Annotated in this window: 13 protein-coding genes and 1 riboswitch; of the genes, 5 read left to right on the top strand and 8 right to left on the bottom strand. The window is 67.3% G+C overall.

The window, feature by feature from the left end:
- The 4 genes from DFR43_RS13715 to DFR43_RS11440 all read left to right on the top strand — a co-directional run.
- On the top strand, window positions 1-261 hold a 261-nt coding region (locus DFR43_RS13715; RefSeq protein WP_211338648.1), incomplete at its 5' end, for a hypothetical protein.
- Window positions 258-2981 (top strand): PAS domain S-box protein, encoded by a 2724-nt coding sequence (locus DFR43_RS11450; protein ID WP_164499744.1) that lies wholly within the window; start codon window positions 258-260, stop codon window positions 2979-2981. The genes DFR43_RS13715 and DFR43_RS11450, both read left to right, overlap by 4 nt.
- Entirely contained in the window at window positions 2978-4603 is a 1626-nt protein-coding gene (locus tag DFR43_RS11445; protein WP_133598797.1) for a methyl-accepting chemotaxis protein, read from the top strand. Before DFR43_RS11450 ends, DFR43_RS11445 begins: the two co-directional genes overlap by 4 nt.
- A 51-nt stretch (window positions 4604-4654) precedes the next feature.
- Window positions 4655-4750, top strand: a riboswitch (glycine riboswitch).
- A 164-nt stretch (window positions 4751-4914) separates the two neighbouring features.
- Entirely contained in the window at window positions 4915-6180 is a 1266-nt protein-coding gene (locus DFR43_RS11440) for a D-amino acid dehydrogenase (protein ID WP_133598795.1), read from the top strand.
- Between the two features lie 19 nt (window positions 6181-6199).
- Here the strand turns inward: DFR43_RS11440 and DFR43_RS11435 are convergent, their stop codons facing one another.
- From DFR43_RS11435 to asd, 8 genes are all read right to left on the bottom strand, one after another.
- Window positions 6200-7783, bottom strand: a complete 1584-nt coding sequence (locus DFR43_RS11435; RefSeq protein WP_133598793.1) for a glycerol-3-phosphate dehydrogenase/oxidase — start codon at window positions 7781-7783, stop codon at window positions 6200-6202.
- A gap of 10 nt (window positions 7784-7793) precedes the next feature.
- Window positions 7794-8543 carry a glycerophosphodiester phosphodiesterase gene (gene ugpQ, locus DFR43_RS11430; RefSeq protein ID WP_133598791.1) on the bottom strand — a complete coding sequence of 250 codons (750 nt, stop codon included), beginning with the start codon at window positions 8541-8543 and terminating at the stop codon, window positions 7794-7796.
- The gene (gene ugpC / locus DFR43_RS11425; RefSeq protein ID WP_133598789.1) at window positions 8540-9547 is read right to left on the bottom strand and encodes a sn-glycerol-3-phosphate ABC transporter ATP-binding protein UgpC; all 1008 of its coding nucleotides are present in this window, start codon (window positions 9545-9547) and stop codon (window positions 8540-8542) included. The genes ugpQ and ugpC overlap by 4 nt, the downstream gene beginning before the upstream one ends.
- An 11-nt stretch (window positions 9548-9558) precedes the next feature.
- Window positions 9559-10422 carry a sn-glycerol-3-phosphate ABC transporter permease UgpE gene (gene ugpE, locus DFR43_RS11420; protein WP_133598787.1) on the bottom strand — a complete coding sequence of 288 codons (864 nt, stop codon included), beginning with the start codon at window positions 10420-10422 and terminating at the stop codon, window positions 9559-9561.
- Window positions 10419-11303 carry a sn-glycerol-3-phosphate ABC transporter permease UgpA gene (gene ugpA / locus DFR43_RS11415; RefSeq protein ID WP_133598785.1) on the bottom strand — a complete coding sequence of 295 codons (885 nt, stop codon included), beginning with the start codon at window positions 11301-11303 and terminating at the stop codon, window positions 10419-10421. The genes ugpE and ugpA overlap by 4 nt, the downstream gene beginning before the upstream one ends.
- A gap of 73 nt (window positions 11304-11376) precedes the next feature.
- Entirely contained in the window at window positions 11377-12699 is a 1323-nt protein-coding gene (ugpB, locus tag DFR43_RS11410; protein WP_133598783.1) for a sn-glycerol-3-phosphate ABC transporter substrate-binding protein UgpB, read from the bottom strand.
- 141 nt (window positions 12700-12840) lie between these two features.
- On the bottom strand, window positions 12841-13758 hold the full coding sequence (ppk2, locus tag DFR43_RS11405; protein ID WP_133598781.1) for a polyphosphate kinase 2: 918 nt from the start codon (window positions 13756-13758) through the stop codon (window positions 12841-12843).
- A 31-nt stretch (window positions 13759-13789) separates the two neighbouring features.
- Window positions 13790-14689, bottom strand: a complete 900-nt coding sequence (asd, locus tag DFR43_RS11400) for an archaetidylserine decarboxylase (RefSeq protein WP_133598779.1) — start codon at window positions 14687-14689, stop codon at window positions 13790-13792.
- A 57-nt stretch (window positions 14690-14746) separates the two neighbouring features.
- Between asd and DFR43_RS11395 the strand changes: the two genes are divergently transcribed.
- The gene (locus DFR43_RS11395; protein ID WP_133598778.1) at window positions 14747-16453 is read left to right on the top strand and encodes an aminotransferase class III-fold pyridoxal phosphate-dependent enzyme; all 1707 of its coding nucleotides are present in this window, start codon (window positions 14747-14749) and stop codon (window positions 16451-16453) included.
- Window position 16454: the final 1 nt, after the last annotated feature.

Raw genomic sequence — 16454 nt, 5'->3', positions numbered from 1 at the left:
CTCTCATCTTCGGTGTCTGGTGTCTGGTCGTCGTCGCCGTGGCTCACATGGTACCCGTACCAAGACCGGCCACAGGGGAGTTTTTCAACGGCCTGTTACGGGCAGCGCCGCCGGGGCGAGGACTTGCGCGGCGCTTTGCTGCGCGTGCGCCGGTTCGACGGCTTGCAGCAGACCATCGAGTTCAACGACCATGGGGATGCCCAGCGCCGGCTCTACATCACTCGGGTCAGCGGTGGCCGGTACGTGGTGGAAGCGGGATGAAACCTCGGGCATGGGGCCCCTACACCATCCGGCAGGTGCTGGTGGCCCAGTTTCTGCTGGTGGTGCTGGTGGCGGTGGCAGTGGTCGGCCTGCTGATGGCTTTCTGGCGGCTGCCCATGGTGGAAGAACAAAACCGGATGGAGCAACGCCGGGCCGCGGCGGCCGCGGCGCACCAGGTGGACGTGAACCTGCAGTATGCCGAACAACTGGCCACGGGGCTGGCGCGCGCCATCGAAGCCGCGGCGGCCGATGCCGCGGGCCGGCGCGGCTTTGACCTGTTGCTGCTGCGCCTGGCCGGGCAGACGCAGTTTTTCCAGGGCATTTACCTGCTGGACCGCGACGCCCGGGTGCGCGACCTGTTCGTGGCCGCGGGCATGACTTCGCGCATGGGCGACTGGCGCGGCAACGACCTCAGCGGCCTGGCCGGCGTGCGCGAAGCCGCCCGGCAGGAACGGGCCGTGTGGAGCGACCAGTACCGATCCCCTGTGCTGGACCTGCCGGTGGTGGCGTACAACGTGCCGCTGGACGACGGCTTTCTGGTGATTGAGCTGGGCGTGCACCGGCTGGCCGATACGGTGCGCCAGTCGCTGGCGCTCGACGGGCTGATGGTGATCGTGACCGACGGCAAGGGCGAAGTGGTGGCCGCGCCCGACATGAGCTGGGCCGCGCTGCGGCGCAACGTGTCGCACTGGCCGGTGTTCCAGGCCGCCCGAGCGGGCCAATCGCTGCACGACGTGATGGACCTGGACGGCGAGCGCTTCGTGGGCACGGGCAAGCGGCTGGCGCGCATCGGCTGGGTGGTGCTGGCGGGCTATCCCGTGGAAGTGGTCAACGCCTCGGGGCGCACGGCGCTGGGCATCACGCTGGTGACCGTGGTGGTCTCGGTCGGCTTTGGTTGGCTGCTGCTGCTGTGGATCTCCCGGGTGATTGGCCGCCGGCTCGACCGCAGCCTGGCCTTCGCCGACGCGGTGGCCCAGGGCCGGTACGACGCGCCGCTGCCCAGCACCGGGGTGCAGGAGCTCGACGCTTTAGGGCAAGGCTTGCGCCAGATGGCCGAGCAGATCCAGCGCCGCGAAGCGCAGCTGCGTGCGATTCTGGACACCACCCCCACCCTGGGGGTGCAGCTCTACGACCGCGATGGCCGCGTGCTCGACTGGAACCCGGCCGCCGAGGCGGTGCTGGGCTGGACGCGGGAGCAGGCCCTGGGCAAGACGCTGGATCAGCTCATCTACACCCCGGAGGAAGCGGCCGGCTTCGTGCAGTTGCTGCGCGACATCGAGCGCACGGGCCAGCCCTTCGGCCCCTACGAGGGCACGGTGCGGCGGCAGTCGGGGCAAGTCTCCCACATCCTGTCCACCACCTTCCGCATTCCGGATTTGCAGGGCGGATCGGTCTTTGTGTGCATGGACGTGGACATCACCGACCTCAAGCGCAAGGAACAGGCCGTGCGCGAAAGCGAGGAAAAGTTCAACCTCTTCTTCCAGGCCAGCCCGGTGGCGGTGGCGGTGCTGGAGGCCGATGAGCAGGGCTACCACTATCTGGACGTGAACCCCGCGTGGCTGGCCATGCTGGGCTACGAACGCGACGAGCTCATCGGCCGCGGCGCCTCGCTGCAGGGGGCCATCCTGGACGAGCCCGTGCTGCAAGAGACCTTCCGCCGCCTGCGCCAGCAGGGCGAGCTGCGCGGCGAGTTGGGCAAGCTGCGCTGCAAGACGGGGCAGACCCTCCTGGTGGAGGTGTACATGCGCACCGTGGCCTTCCAGGAGCAGAGCCTGCTGATTTGCTCCATGCTCGACATCACGGAAAAGCGGGCCATGGAACGGGAATTGCGGCGGCTCAACGCCGAACTGGAAGCCCGCATTGCCGCCCGCACGCAAAGCCTGTCGGAAGCCAACGCCGCGCTGACCGAGGCCATCGACCGGCTCAAGCGCACCCAGTCGCAGCTGGTGCAGTCGGAAAAACTGGCTTCGCTGGGCTCGCTGGTGGCGGGCGTGGCGCACGAGCTCAACACCCCCATCGGCAACGGGCTGATGGCCGTCTCTACCCTGGAAGACCGGCTCAAGGGGTTTCGGCAGCGGTTGGCCGAGGGGTTGCGCCGCTCGGACCTGGAAGGGTTCATCGCTCAAGTGGAAACGGCCTCTGACATCGCCCAGCGCAACCTGCGCCGGGCTTCTGAGCTGATTGCCAGCTTCAAGCAGGTGGCCGTGGACCAGACGAGTTCGCAACGCCGGCCGTTCTCGCTGTTGGAGGTGTTGCACGAAATTGCGCTGACGCTGCAACCGATGTTCAAGCGCGCGCCCGTGGAACTGGTCGTGCACGCGCCGGTGGACGTGCAGATGAATTCCTTCCCCGGCCCGCTGGGACAGGTGCTGACCAATCTGATCCAGAACGCGCTGATCCATGCCTTCCCGGCAGGCCGCCAGGGCCGCATCGAAATCGCCGCCGAACCCCTGGGGGATGAGGCGGTGCGCATTGCCGTGCGCGACGACGGCGTGGGCATCCCACCGGATCAGATGGGCCGGATTTTCGACCCCTTTTTCACCACCCGGCTGGGCAGCGGCGGCACCGGGCTGGGCCTGCACATCGTGCACAACATCGTGACCGGCATCTTGGCTGGCCGCATCACCGTTGGGAACCGGGCCACAGGCGGCGCGGAATTCGTGATCGAATGCCCGCTTCATGCCCCGACGACGACAACAACGAAGGAGACGACGACATGAGCTTCAACGACCTGACCATCCGGCTGCGCATCACCATCGGCATGGGGCTGATCCTGCTGCTGGCGGTGCTGAGCACAGCCTTCACGCTGTATCAGAACATCAGTATCAAATACGAAACGGGCGAGGTGGCAGAGTCATGGATACCGGCCATCGAGAACCTAGGCCGCATGAAGGACCAGCTCTCCAACCACTACCTGGCCGTGGGGCGACGGCTGAGCAGCGGCGAGCAGTCGGGCGCGGAAGCCTTCGCGCAGCAGCTCAAGACGATCGAGGACACGCTCACCCAGGCCACGGACATCTACGCCGCCACCTTGCTGACCTACCAGCCTGGTGACCCCGCCGCCGCGGTGGAAGAAAGGCTGTACGCCGAATACCGCAGCAAGCGCGACGCCTACATGAAACTGGCCCACGACAGCCTGCAAAAATTCCAAGATGCCATGGGCCCGTGGGAACTGCAGTCCATTCAGGAGCAGTTCTTCAACGAAGGCCCTGCCCTGTTCCAGGGCGCTTTTGACGCGATGCAGGCGATTCTGGCGTTCAACCTGGAGGGAACGGCCAAGTCGGCGGAAAAAGCCGCCGACCTGGTGGTGACGGCAGAGGTGACCCTGCTGATCAGCACCGCCATCCTGGTGGCGCTGGCGCTGTGGCTGATCTGGTTCATTCCACGCAGCGTCACCGAGCCGGTCAATGACGCGGTGGCCGTGGCCCAGCGCATCGCCGAGGGCGATCTGACGCGGCGCATTCAGGTCAGCCGCAAAGACGAACTGGGCCACCTGCTGCGCAACCTCGACCAGATGCAGGCGCGGCTGGTGGAACTGGTGCGCCACCTGCGGCTGAGCGCCGACAGCGTGGCCAGCGCCTCCAAAGAGATCGAACAGGGCAACCACGACCTGTCGGCCCGCACCGAAAACCAGGCCAGCGCGCTGGAAGAAACCGCCGCCTCGATGGAGGAACTGGGCGTGACGGTCAAGCAGAACGCCGCATCGGCCTCGGAGGCCAATGGGTTGGTCAAAAACGCCGCGGATCTGGCGCAGCAAAGCGGCGCGGTGGTGGCCGAGGTGGTCGAGACCATGCGCGGCATCCACGACTCCAGCCGCCAGATCGGCGACATCATCGGCGTGATCGACGGCATCGCGTTTCAGACCAACATCCTGGCCCTCAACGCCGCGGTGGAGGCGGCACGCGCCGGCGAAGCCGGACGCGGCTTCGCGGTGGTGGCTTCGGAAGTCCGCTCGCTGGCGCAGCGCAGCGCTGAAGCCGCCAAGCAGATTCGCGCCCTCATCCACACCAGCGCCGAGCGCGTGGAAAAAGGCACCGACCTGGTCAACCGCGCCGGCGAATCCATGGCCAGCGTGGTCGAGGCCATCCAGCGCGTGACGCAGATCATGGCCCGCATCAGCGAAGCGAGCCAGGAGCAGGCATCGGGGGTGGCGCAGGTCAGCGAAGCCGTCAGCCAGATCGACCAGACCACGCAGCAAAATGCCGCCCTGGTGGAGCAAATCGCGGCCGCGGCCACGGGCCTGCAGAGCCAGGCGCAAGAGCTGGTGCGCGCGGCCGGCTCGTTCAAGCTCGCCAGCGGCGAGAGCTCGGCCCCGGTGGGCATCGAGTGGCAGGCTTCGTGAGCAAACGACTTTTGCCTTGATGGCGGCAGCGGCACGCCCTACAATCCATTCACTTACCCGTCGGGAGAGCCCGTCCTGCAGCCGCAGGTCGGCGCCGAAGGAGCAACCGCCCCGGAAACTCTCAGGCAAAAGGACCGGCGGGCATGTCACTGCACTCTGAAGAGTGGCGGGTCTCGTCAACCCGCCCACCGCAGGAGCAAGTGGTCGGCCACTGGCCGGCCATGAATCTCTCAGGTTCCAAACAGAGGGGGCGCGCAGGCCGCATGGGGCGGGATGCGCTTTTCCCTGTCTGACGTGTCTGGAACCGAGCCATGAAATCGATTGCCGTCATTGGCGGTGGCATCACGGGTGTCACCACCGCTTACGCGCTGGCCAAGCGCGGCCTGCAGGTCACGCTGCTGGAGCAGAACCGCTACCCCGCCATGGAAACCTCGTTTGCCAACGGGGGGCAGTTGTCGGCCTCCAACGCCGAGGTCTGGACCCATTGGTCCACCCTGCTCAAGGGCTTGAAGTGGATGCTGCGCAACGACGCGCCACTGCTGCTCAACCCCAAGCCCAGCTGGCACAAGATATCGTGGTTTCTGGAATTCATGGCCAGCATCCCGCACTACGAGCGCAACACCACGGCCACCGCTCGGCTGGCGATTGCGGCACGCGAGCATTTCTTTGCTTGGGCGGCCGCCGAAGGCATTGCGTTCGACAGCGAAAAGCGCGGCATCCTGCACATCTACCGCGACAAGAAAGGCTTTGACCACGCCGCGCGCGTGAGCCAGCTGCTGGCGCTGGGCGGACTGTCGCGCCGCGCCGTGACGCCGCAAGAGATGCGGGCCATCGAGCCGACGCTGGCCGGCAACTATTACGGTGGTTTCTACACCGAAAGCGATTCGACCGGCGACATCCACAAGTACACCGTGGGCCTGGCAGCGGCGGCCGAGCGGCATGGCGCACGTATTCGCTGCGGCGCCGAGGTGCTGCGGCTGCGCAGCGACGGGCAACTGGCCCAGGTGACGCTGCGCTCGCCCGAGGGCGATCAAACCCTGGACTTCGATGCCCTGGTGGTGTGCGCTGGCGTGGCCAGCCGCCGACTGGCCGCGCAATTGGGCGATCGGGTCAACATCTACCCCGTCAAGGGTTATTCGATCACCGTGCAGTTGCTCGACGAGGCCAGCCGCCAGGCCGCGCCCTGGGTCAGCCTGCTGGATGATGAAACCAAGCTGGTGACGAGCCGGCTGGGGCCAGACCGTTTTCGGGTGGCAGGTACGGCCGAGTTCAACGGCATGAACAAGGACATCCGGGCCGATCGCATCCGCCCGCTGATCGACTGGGTGAACCGGTGCTTCCCGGGCGTGAGCACACGCCAAGTGGTGCCCTGGGCGGGGCTGCGGCCGATGATGCCGGACATGATGCCGCGCGTGGGCCGAGGGAAAAAGCCCAATGTGTTCTACAACACCGGCCACGGCCACCTGGGTTGGACCTTGAGCGCGGGCACGGCCGAGATGATCGCAGGCATCGTGCACGAGGCGATGCGCCCGGTGGTGGGCGCGGTGCCGCACGGCCCGGCCGTGGCCCAGGTCTGAAGCGAACGCCGCTCTTTGCTCAGCGCGGCCGATAGGCGGCGGCAAGCTGCAGGAAGGCCGCAAGGCCGGGGTCCAAGCCCGTTTCTTCCTGCAGGACGGCTGCGACTGCGGGGGCCATGTCGCCAGCGGCGGCGGCGTTCAGAAACAGCACCCGCCAGCGGCGGGCGAGCACGTCTTCCACGGTGCAGGCGTGTTCTTGGCGCGCGGCAAAGCGCACCATGGCTTCCGTGAGGCCAAAGCCGAGGTGTCGATCGGCCCCGGGGCAGGCCAGCACATCGGGCCATTCGCTGCCGTACAGGTGGGGGCCCGGGGGCTGGTGCAAAGGCACGCCTGGGGCGTCTGCCGTTGGGGCACCCACCAGCGGATGGCGGGCGGTGACGCCCGCGGGCCTGGCGGGGAGCCAATGGTGATCGAAACAGGCTTGCAGCACGTCTTCGGCCATGGCGCGGTAGGTGGTCCACTTGCCGCCCGTGACGGTGAGCAGGCCGTTCGGATCGGCCACGATGGTGTGCTCGCGCGAGAGGGCTTGGGTGCCGCCCCCAGCGGCTTTCGGCGGCGCGGCCACGAGGGGGCGCAGGCCCACCCATTGGCTGCGAATGTCTGCGCGACGCACGGGGCGGCTGAGCACTTTGGTGGCCTCGCTGAGGATGAAGTCCAGCTCGGCCTCGAAGGGCTCGGGCTCGCGGGGCAGGTCTTGCCGGGGGGTGTCGGTGGTGCCCAAGACGAGGGCGCCCATCCAGGGCACGGCAAAGAGGACGCGCCCATCCTGCGTGCGGGGCACGAGCAGGGCCTGCTCGCCAGGCAAAAAGTCGCGGCTGACCACCAGATGCACGCCCTGGCTGGGCGAGACCAGCCGCGCGGCCGCCGCGCCACCCGATTGGCCGCTGGCCTCCTGGCGCAAGGCATCGACCCAGACGCCCGTGGCGTTGACCACGGCGCGGGCCCGCAGCGTGGCCGGCTGGCCCAGCAAGGTGTCGCGCACCCGCAAGGCCAGGCGGGCACCGGCGTGGGACTCGGGGGCCAGGCGATCGATACCGACGACTTCGGCATGATTAAGCACGAGGGCGCCGGCACGCTCGGCGGTGCGGGCCAGGGCCACAGCCAGGCGCGCGTCGTCGAACTGGCCGTCCCAGTAGCGCACGCCGCCGCGCAAGCCCTCGGCCCGCACGCCGGGCAAGGCGGCCAGGGTCTGCGCCCGCGACAGCCAGCGCGTGCCCCCCAAGCCCGCCGCGCCGGCAAGCAAGTCGTAAAACTTCAGGCCCAAGCCATAAAACGGGGTGTGCCACCAGCGGAAAGACGGCATGACGAATGGCAGCGGCTGCGCCAGATGGGGCGCCAGCCGCAGCACGGTGGCGCGTTCGGCCAGGGCCTCGCGCACCAGCCCCAAATGGCCCTGGGCCAGATAGCGCACACCCCCGTGCAGCAGCTTGGTGGAGCGCGAGGAAGTGCCGCTGCCGAAGTCGTGGGACTCCAGCAGCGCCACGGAAAACCCGCGCAGCGCCGCATCCAGCGCCACGCCCAGGCCGGTGGCGCCGCCACCGACGACGGCAAGGTCGAATACTTCCGTGCCGGTCAATTGCGACCACGAAACGGATCGTCGCATGGCAGCGGACTCAGACCGTGGCCGGCAGGTGCATGATGTCGGTAATCAGGCCCTCGACGCCGAGTTGGCGCAAGCGCCTGGCCTCGGCCGGATCGTTGACGGTGTAGCTGAGCACGCGCCAGCCGTGGCGTTGCGCGGTCTGCATGAGGGCCGCGTCGATCAGCGGGTGGTGACCAACCAAGGCCACGCACTGCAGCGCCTCGGCCACGCCTTCCCAGCCTGGCCAGAATTTTTCCAGCAGCAGGCCACGCGGCAACTCGGGGGCGGCCTGCTGGGCGGCTTGCAAGGCATGGGGCTGAAACGAGGTGAGCAGCGGGGGCACGGTCGCCTGGCCCCACAGCGTCTGGACGGCGCGGGCCACGGCCGCGCCCGTGGCCGCTTCGTGGCCCGGCACGGGCTTGATTTCGAGATTCACCAGCGCGCCGTGCGTCTCACACCAGGCGGCGAGCTGGTCGAGCCGCAACAGTCGCTCGCCCGCATAGCGGGCCGAGTGCCAGCCGCCGGCGTCGAGCCGCGCCAAGTCGGCCCAAGGCAGATGCTCCACCGGCCCATGGCCGTTGGTGGTGCGGTCCAGCGTGGCATCGTGCAGCAGGTAGGGAACGCCGTCGGCGCTGAGCTTGACATCGCACTCGAACATGCGAAAACCCGCCTCCCAGCCGCGCTGGAAGGCCACGAGGGTGTTTTCCGGGGCGTCCTTGCCGGCGCCACGGTGCGCGATCCACAGGGGATAGGGCCATGGGGTTGGAAAAGCGGTGCTCATGCGCGGCGCAGGCCGGTGTCGGCGTCGAAAGTGTGGATGAAAGCCTCGTTGGGGCGGATGCGAACCGTCTCGCCCAGCGCGGGGGCGGCGTCTTGCGCCGGGATGCGCATGGTCAGGTCTTCCTCGCCCAGGCGCAAATGCAGCAGGCGCTCGGCGCCCAGCAGTTCGATGGAATCGACCACGCAGGCCCAGCCCTGTTCGTCCCACAGCAGGTGCTCGGGCCGAATGCCCAGCACCGTGCCAGCCTGCACCCCGGGCGCGTGGCGCAGCAGATTCATGGGCGGCGCCCCCATGAAGCCGGCCACGAACAGGCTGGCCGGGCGACGGTACACCTCCTCCGGCGTGGCGAACTGCTCCATGCGGCCGCCGTTCATCACCATCATGCGTTGCGCCAGGGTCATGGCCTCGACCTGGTCGTGCGTGACGAACAGCGAGGTGATGCCCAGCGTCCGGTGGAGTTTCTGTATTTCCAGCCGGGTCTGCGCGCGCAGCTTGGCGTCGAGGTTGGACAGGGGCTCGTCGAACAGGAACACCTGGGGCTGGCGCACGATGGCACGCCCCATGGCCACGCGCTGGCGCTGCCCGCCCGAGAGCTGGCTGGGGCGGCGCTGCAGCAGGGCCGAGAGCTCCAGCGTCTTGGCCGCGGCTTCCACGCGGGCGCGCACCTCGGCTTCCGGCAGGCGCCGGATGCGCAAACCGTAGGCCATGTTGTCGAACACGCTCATGTGGGGATAGAGGGCGTAGTTCTGGAACACCATGGCGATGTCGCGCTTGGCCGGCTCGATGCCGTTGACGGTTCGCTCGCCGATGGTGATTTCCCCGCCGGTGATGTCCTCCAGCCCCGCGACCATGCGCAGCAAGGTGCTCTTGCCACAGCCCGACGGGCCGACCATGACGATGAATTCGCCGTCGTGGATCTGCGCGTCCACGCCATGAATCACCTGCACGGCAGCCGGCCCCACGCCATAACGTTTGATGACTTGTTTGAATCCGAGAGAAGCCATTGTGTGTGTCCTTATTTTTCGCTGTCCACCAAGCCGCGGACAAACCATTTCTGCATCAGCACCACCACCAGCGCGGGGGGCAGCAGGGCCAGCACGGTGGTGGCCATGACCAGGTTCCAGTCGGTGGCGGCATCGCCGGTACCGATCATCTTGGCGATGCCCACGACGATGGTGTCGAGGTGGATGTCGGTGACGATGAGCAGCGGCCAGAGGTACTGGTTCCAGCCGTACACGAACAGGATGACGAAGAGCGCCGCGATCTGGATGCGCGTCAGCGGCAGCACCACGTCCCAGAAAAAGCGCAGCGGGCCGGCGCCGTCGATCTTGGCGGCCTCGACCAGTTCATCCGGCAAGGTGAGGAAGAACTGGCGAAACAGCAGCGTGGCCGTGGCCGACGCGATCAGCGGCAGCGTGAGCCCGGCAAAGGTGTTGATGAGGCCCAGATCGGTCACCACCTGATAGGTGGGCAGGATGCGCACCTCCACCGGCAGCATGAGCGTGATGAAGATGAGCCAGAAGCACACCATGCGCCCCGGGAAGCGGAAGAACACCACCGCATAGGCCGACAGGACCGACACCACGATCTTGCCCAAGGCAATCACCAGCGCCATGGCCAGGCTGTTGCGCAGCATGGTCCAGACCGGTGGCGACAGGTGGGTGCCCCCCATGCCATCGACCAACACTTGACGGTAGTTTGCCCAGCCCTGGTCGCCTGGCAGCAGGGGCATGGGCGCCTGGGCAATCTCCTGATTGGTGAGCGTGGAAGCCACGAAAGCCACATAGAGCGGAAAGGCGGTGATCGCCAGGCCGACCCACAGCACGAGGTGGGCGAACCATTGGGAACGGTTCGCCGACGCGGAAGACAGCGATTTCATGAGTAATGCACCCTGCGTTCGACGAAACGGAACTGCACCAGCGTCAGGCCGATGACCAGCAGCATGAGCAGCACCGACTGCGCCGCCGAACTGCCCAGATCCAGGGCCACGATGCCGTCGTAGTACACCTTGTAGACCAGGATTTCGGTGGCCTTGGCCGGCCCGCCAGCGGTCACGGCATGGATCACCCCAAAGGTATCGAAGAAGGCATAGACCAGCCCGACCACCAGCAAGAAGAACGTGGTAGGCGACAGCAACGGGAAGATGATGGTGCGGAAGCGGTGCCAGGGGCTGGCCCCGTCGATGGCGGCAGCCTCCAGCAGCGATTTGGGAATCGACTGCAGGCCGGCCAGGAAGAACAGAAAGTTGTAGGCGATCTGCTTCCACGCCGAAGCGAGGATGACCAGGATCATCGCGTCGGTGCCATCGAGCGTGGGGTTCCAGGCCACGCCGGCGCTGCGCAGGCCATAAGAGACCACGCCGATGGCCGGATTGAACATGAACAGCCACAGCACGCCGGCGATGGCCGGTGCAATCGCATAAGGCACCATCAGCCCGGTGGTGTAGGCGCCGCGCCCACGGATGAGGGCGTCGGCGGCCACGGCCAGCGCCAGCGCCGGCGCCAGGGCCAGCACAGTCACGGCGGTGGAAAACACCAGCGTGCGCACCACCGAGTCGTAGTAGGCCGGATCGGTGAGCACGGCATGGAAGTTCTCCAGCCCGACCCACTGCACCGCCAGCCCGAAGGGGTCCTGCTGCTGGAAGGCCATCATCACGGCCTGGGCGCTGGGCCAAATGAAGAAAACCAGCGTCACCGCCAGTTGGGGGGCCAGCAGCATGTAGGGCAGCCAGCGGTTGGGGAAAATGACTTTTCTTTGCATGCGACAAGCCACCCCTCGCCGAGGGGTGGCGGATGGTGGATGAAACGACCGACGCCGCGCCGGCCGGCTTCGATCAGTTGGCCGAGCGCTCGAAGGCGCGCAGCAGGGCGTTGCCGCGGCGCTCGAAGTTCACCATCGCCTGCTTGGCGCTCTGGCGGCCTTGCAGGGCGCGTTCGACTTCTTCGTGATAGACGTCGCGGATCTCGGTCCAGCGGCCGAAGCGGTAGCCGTTGGTGTGCTCGCCCTTGGCGCCCTCGATCAGCGAGAGGATGGGCACATCGCGGCCGGGGTTCTTCTCGAAGAAGCCCTCGTCCTTCATGGCCTTGAAGGCGCTGTTGGTGGCCGGCAGGAAGCCCGTGGCCTTGGCCCACTCGGTCATGACCTTGTCGGAACGCAGGAAGTCGAGGAACTTGGCCACGCCACGGAATTCGTGGTCGGTGCGGTTGGGCGCGTTGAACACCCACAGGGAGGCACCGCCGATGGTGGTGGCATACGGCGCGCCTTTCACGTCGGGCCAATAGGGCAGTTGGGCGGTGCCGAATTCGAACTTGGCGTCGCGCGCGATGGCGCCGAGCCCGCCGGAGGACTGGGTCAGCATGGCGCATTCGCCGCTGATGAACTTGGCCGCCGCATCGTTGGAGCGGCCGCCGTAGTCAAAGCGCTTGTCTTTCTGCATGTCCACCAGCGTCTGCACCATGCGCTCGTTCATGGGGTTGCTCACGGTCAGGGAGGCACCCAGGCCGCCACGGCCATTGCCCAGGGTACCCATCTGCACGTTGTGGCGGGAGTTGTACTGCTCTAGCATGATCCAGGCCAGCCACGTGGTGGTGAAGCCGCAGGGCGCGGCGTTGGTGGCGCGGATCTTGCCCGCGGCGTCGATCAACTCGGGCCAAGTGCGGGGCGGCTGGTCGGGGTTGAGGCCGGCCTTGCGGAAAGCGTCCTTGTTGTAGAACAGCACGGCGGTGGAGACGTTGAACGGCATGGACAGCAAATCGCCGTTGGGCAGGCCGTAGTAGCCGCGCGCCGGGGCGATGAAATCGGCCGGATCGAAGCGGATGTTGGCGCGTTTGAACACCTCAGAGACGGGAATAATGGCGCCGCGCGCCTGGACCATGTCGCCGGAGCCGGCGTCGAACATCTGCATGATGTGCGGCGGGTTGCCGGCACGGAACGCGGCCACGGCCGCGGCACGCTGCTCGGGGTACTGCCCTTTGAACGACACGACCACGCGGTATTCGTTCTGCGACTTGTTGAAGTCGTCGCCAAAGCGGCTGAGCAACTCGCCGGACGGCCCGGTCAGGCCCATCCACATCTGGATTTCGGTGGGGGCCTGTTGGGCCATGGCTGCGCCGGCGACGGCCAGGGTGCACGCCAGCAGGGTTCGCTTGAAAGACATGGATCGGTGCTCCTCTTCAAAGCATGAAACGGTGGGCAACTCGCCTCGAATCGCCCGAGCAGGCCATTTTGCAGGGGTTTTTTGACAAATGTATTAAGCTTTCATGTCGCTGACGCGACAATCTGGCCGCTGACAATGAGCTCAATACACCTGCGGCACGATCATGCTGGCCGGCACCGGGTGGCGGAGGTAGTCGGGGTGGCGCACGCGCTCGGGCAGGGTCACCTCGGGGCGTTCGATCTCGTGGTAGTCGAACTGCGACAGCAGGTGGTGGATGCAGTTGAGTCGGGCGCGTTTTTTGTCGTCGGCCGGCACCACCCACCAGGGGGCTTCGGGGATGTGGGTGCGCTCCAGCATGGTTTCCTTGGCGCGGGTGTAGTCCTCCCAGCGGCGGCGGCTTTCCAGATCCATGGGGCTGAGCTTCCACTGCTTGAGCGGGTCGTGCATGCGGCTGAGGAAGCGCAAGTGCTGTTCCTCGTCGGTGATGGAAAACCAGTATTTGATGAGCCGGATGCCCGACCGCACCAGCATCCGCTCGAACTCGGGCACCGAACGGAAAAACTCTTCGTATTCCTCCGGGGTGCAAAAGCCCATGACTTTTTCCACCCCGGCCCGGTTGTACCAGCTGCGGTCGAACAGCACGATTTCCCCTGCCGCTGGCAAATGCGCCACATAGCGCTGGAAGTACCATTGGGTGCGCTCGCGGTCGTTCGGCGCGGGCAGCGCCACCACCCGGCACACCCGCGGATTGAGCCGCTGCGTGATGCGCTTGATGACGCCGCCTTTGCCCGCGGCATCGCGCCCTTCAAAGAGGATGACGGCCTTTTGCCGCGTGGTGGCCACCCAGTCCTGCAGCTTCACCAGCTCGCCCTGCAGCCGAAACAACTCCTTGAAGTACGCGATGCGGCGCTGTTTGTCCGCGTCGGTGGCACCGGGCCCCAACGCCTCGGTGGGCGCCGTCGGGTCGCGGTCTTCGATTTCGAGCTCCAGCTCTTCGTCGTAGCCGTCGAGCAGGTCGCGCTCGATGCGGCGCAGAATTTCGTCGTGCGGCAGGGCCATGAATGCGTGGGCAGTGTGAGGAGGCTTCAGGCTATGACGGGCGCGTGACCGTTTCGTGACAGGCTGGCAGCCGCTCGAACAATGCCTGCCCCGCCTTGAGCCGGCTGCCCGTGTCCACGCCCGCTGCCAGCCGGGCATCGGGCGGCGCCAACACGATGATGGTGGAGCCGTGCTCGAACCAGCCGAGCTCATCGCCCTTGGCCGCCTGGGCCTGGCAGTCGATGACGTTGGGGCCCCGGTAGCGCAGGTGCAGGCGCTGCGGCAAGCAATGCAGCCGGATGCTGGCCACCAGGATGGCGGCCACGGGCACCAGCGTCAGGCGCGCGCCGTCGGCCTGCAGGCGACACTCGACGACCGCACGCTCGTTCTTGCAAAACAGCCGTTCCACGCGCTGCAGCGCGATGGGGTTGACGTTCCACGTATCGCCGCTGATGTAGGTGACGCGGTCGATGCGCAGATCGTGCGGCGCGTGGAAGCGGTGATACATGCTCGACGTCAGCCGCAGCGTGACGTAGCGGCAGCCTTCGTGGGCCTGCGCCAAGCCCGGCGAGCCCAGCAGATCGAGCAGCGTGTAAGGAAAGCCCTTGGCCTGCAACACCTGGCCCTGGGCCACGGTTCCGTGCGCCCCGACGATGGCGTCGCTGGGGCTGGCGATGACATCGGCACGCGCATCGAACGGCCGCGCGCCTGGGCGCAGCTCGCGCGTGAAGCATTCGTGCAGGCTGGCAAAGCGCTGCTGCTTGGCGTCGCTCAAGTCCAACTCGGTGAACAGCCGCCACACCGCGATGGAAAAGCGGGTCAGCCCGGGGCTGCGGATGCGGCTGTACCAGCCCATGAAGCGCGTCAGCGCGATGCGCGGCACGCGGTTGGTCAGCAGGAAGTTGAGGTCCTCCTGCAGCAGGAGGCGGTCACGCAGGGTCTGGGGTTTCATGGCGCTGTCAAATGGCCGGCATACAACTGTCACACCCGCTTTTGAAAGGTTGATGACATGCCTGCCGAACTCGTGATGACCGCCAGCGCCCTGGCCGCTGCCATTGCCGGTCTGCCCGCCCTGCGGCGACGGCTGCAGCTCTCGCGGGCCAAGCACCGGTCGCTGGCTGGCCATGCGCGCATGGCCAAGCGCGTGGCCCGCTGGATGCCTGCCTGGCACCATGGCGAGGAACGCTTTTTCGCCGCCGATGACGCGCCGGCCGACGTGGTGGCCCGGCGCCGGGCCGGGTTTGCCCGCCTCTCTGAGACTTTGCGCACGCTCGCCCCCCACACCCTGGCGCTGGGCGACCAGGCCCGCGAGGGCCTGCCCGACATGCGCCTGACCAGCCGCTACCGCGTGCCCTTGCCGTTCAGCGCCTATGCGCGCGAGCACTTGCCGATGGGCGCGTTCTGGGCCTCGGCGCAAGGCATCACCCTCACCGACCTCGACGGCAACGACTACCTGGACCTCACCGGCTCTTACGGCGTCAATGTGTTTGGCGTGGACTTCTACAAAGCCTGCATGGCCGAAGGCGCGACGCTGGGCGCGGCACTCGGCCCGGTGCTGGGCGGCTACCACCCTTGCGTGGCCGACAACGTGGCGCGGCTCAAGGCGCTTTCGGGCATGGACGACGTGAGCTTTCACATGTCGGGCACGGAAGCGGTGATGCAGGCCGTGCGGCTGGCGCGCTACCACAGCGGCAAGCGCCATCTGGTGCGTTTCACGGGCGCTTACCACGGCTGGTGGGAAGACGTGCAGCCGGGCCCCGGCAACCCCCTGCCCCCGCGCGAGACCTACACCCTGCGCGACATGGACGAACGCAGCCTGCAAGTGCTGCGCACCCGGCGCGACGTGGCCTGCGTGCTCATCAACCCGATCCAGGCCCTGCACCCCAACCGCAACGCCCCTGGCGACTCCACCCTGATGGACGGCAGTCGCAGCGCCGGCTTCGACCGCGCCGCCTACACCCGCTGGCTGCGCCGGCTGCGCGAAGTCTGCACGGAGCGGGGCATCGCGCTGATCTTCGATGAGGTGTTCGTCGGCTTTCGGCTCGCCCGAGGCGGCGCGCAGGCTTATTTCGGCGTGCAAGCCGACCTGGTGTGCTACGGCAAGACGCTGGGCGGCGGCCTGCCCGTGGGCGTGGTGTGCGGGCGCCGGGCGTGGATGGAACGCTTCCGCGAAGACCGCCCAGCCGACCTGTGCTTCGCCCGCGGCACCTTCAACGCCCACCCCTATGTGATGGGCGCCATGAACGCTTTCCTGCGTCGGCTCGATGATGCCGACATCCAGGCCCTGTACGACGGGCTGGACGAGCGGTGGGAAGAACGGCTGCAGCGCTTCAACCGCGCCATGCGCGATGCGGGCCTGCCCATCGAGGCCGCGGCGCTGTCCACCATCTGGACCCTCAACTACACCCAGCCCTCACGCTATCACTGGCTGCTGCAGTTCTACCTGCGGGCGCACGGCATCGCGCTGAGCTGGGTCGGCACGGGGCGGCTGATCTTCAGCCTGCACGTCACCGATGCCGAGATGGACGAGGTGATCCGCCGCTTCGTGGCCGCCGGCCAAGCGATGCAGGCCGACGGCTGGTGGTGGCGCCACCCTGGCCTGACGCACCGCGCCATCCGCCGCCAGATGGCGCGCGAACTGCTGGGGGCCAAATGGGCGCAGATCCGCCAGCAAGTCTGGCGGCAAACCGGCCAGCGCCTGGGGCTGGGCGGCTGAG

This window comes from Tepidicella xavieri (genome assembly GCF_004363315.1).
Taxonomy (GTDB): Bacteria; Pseudomonadota; Gammaproteobacteria; order Burkholderiales; family Burkholderiaceae_C; genus Tepidicella; species Tepidicella xavieri.
Note: the sequence above shows the minus strand (reverse complement) of the source record. Positions and strands in the feature narration are given on the sequence as shown.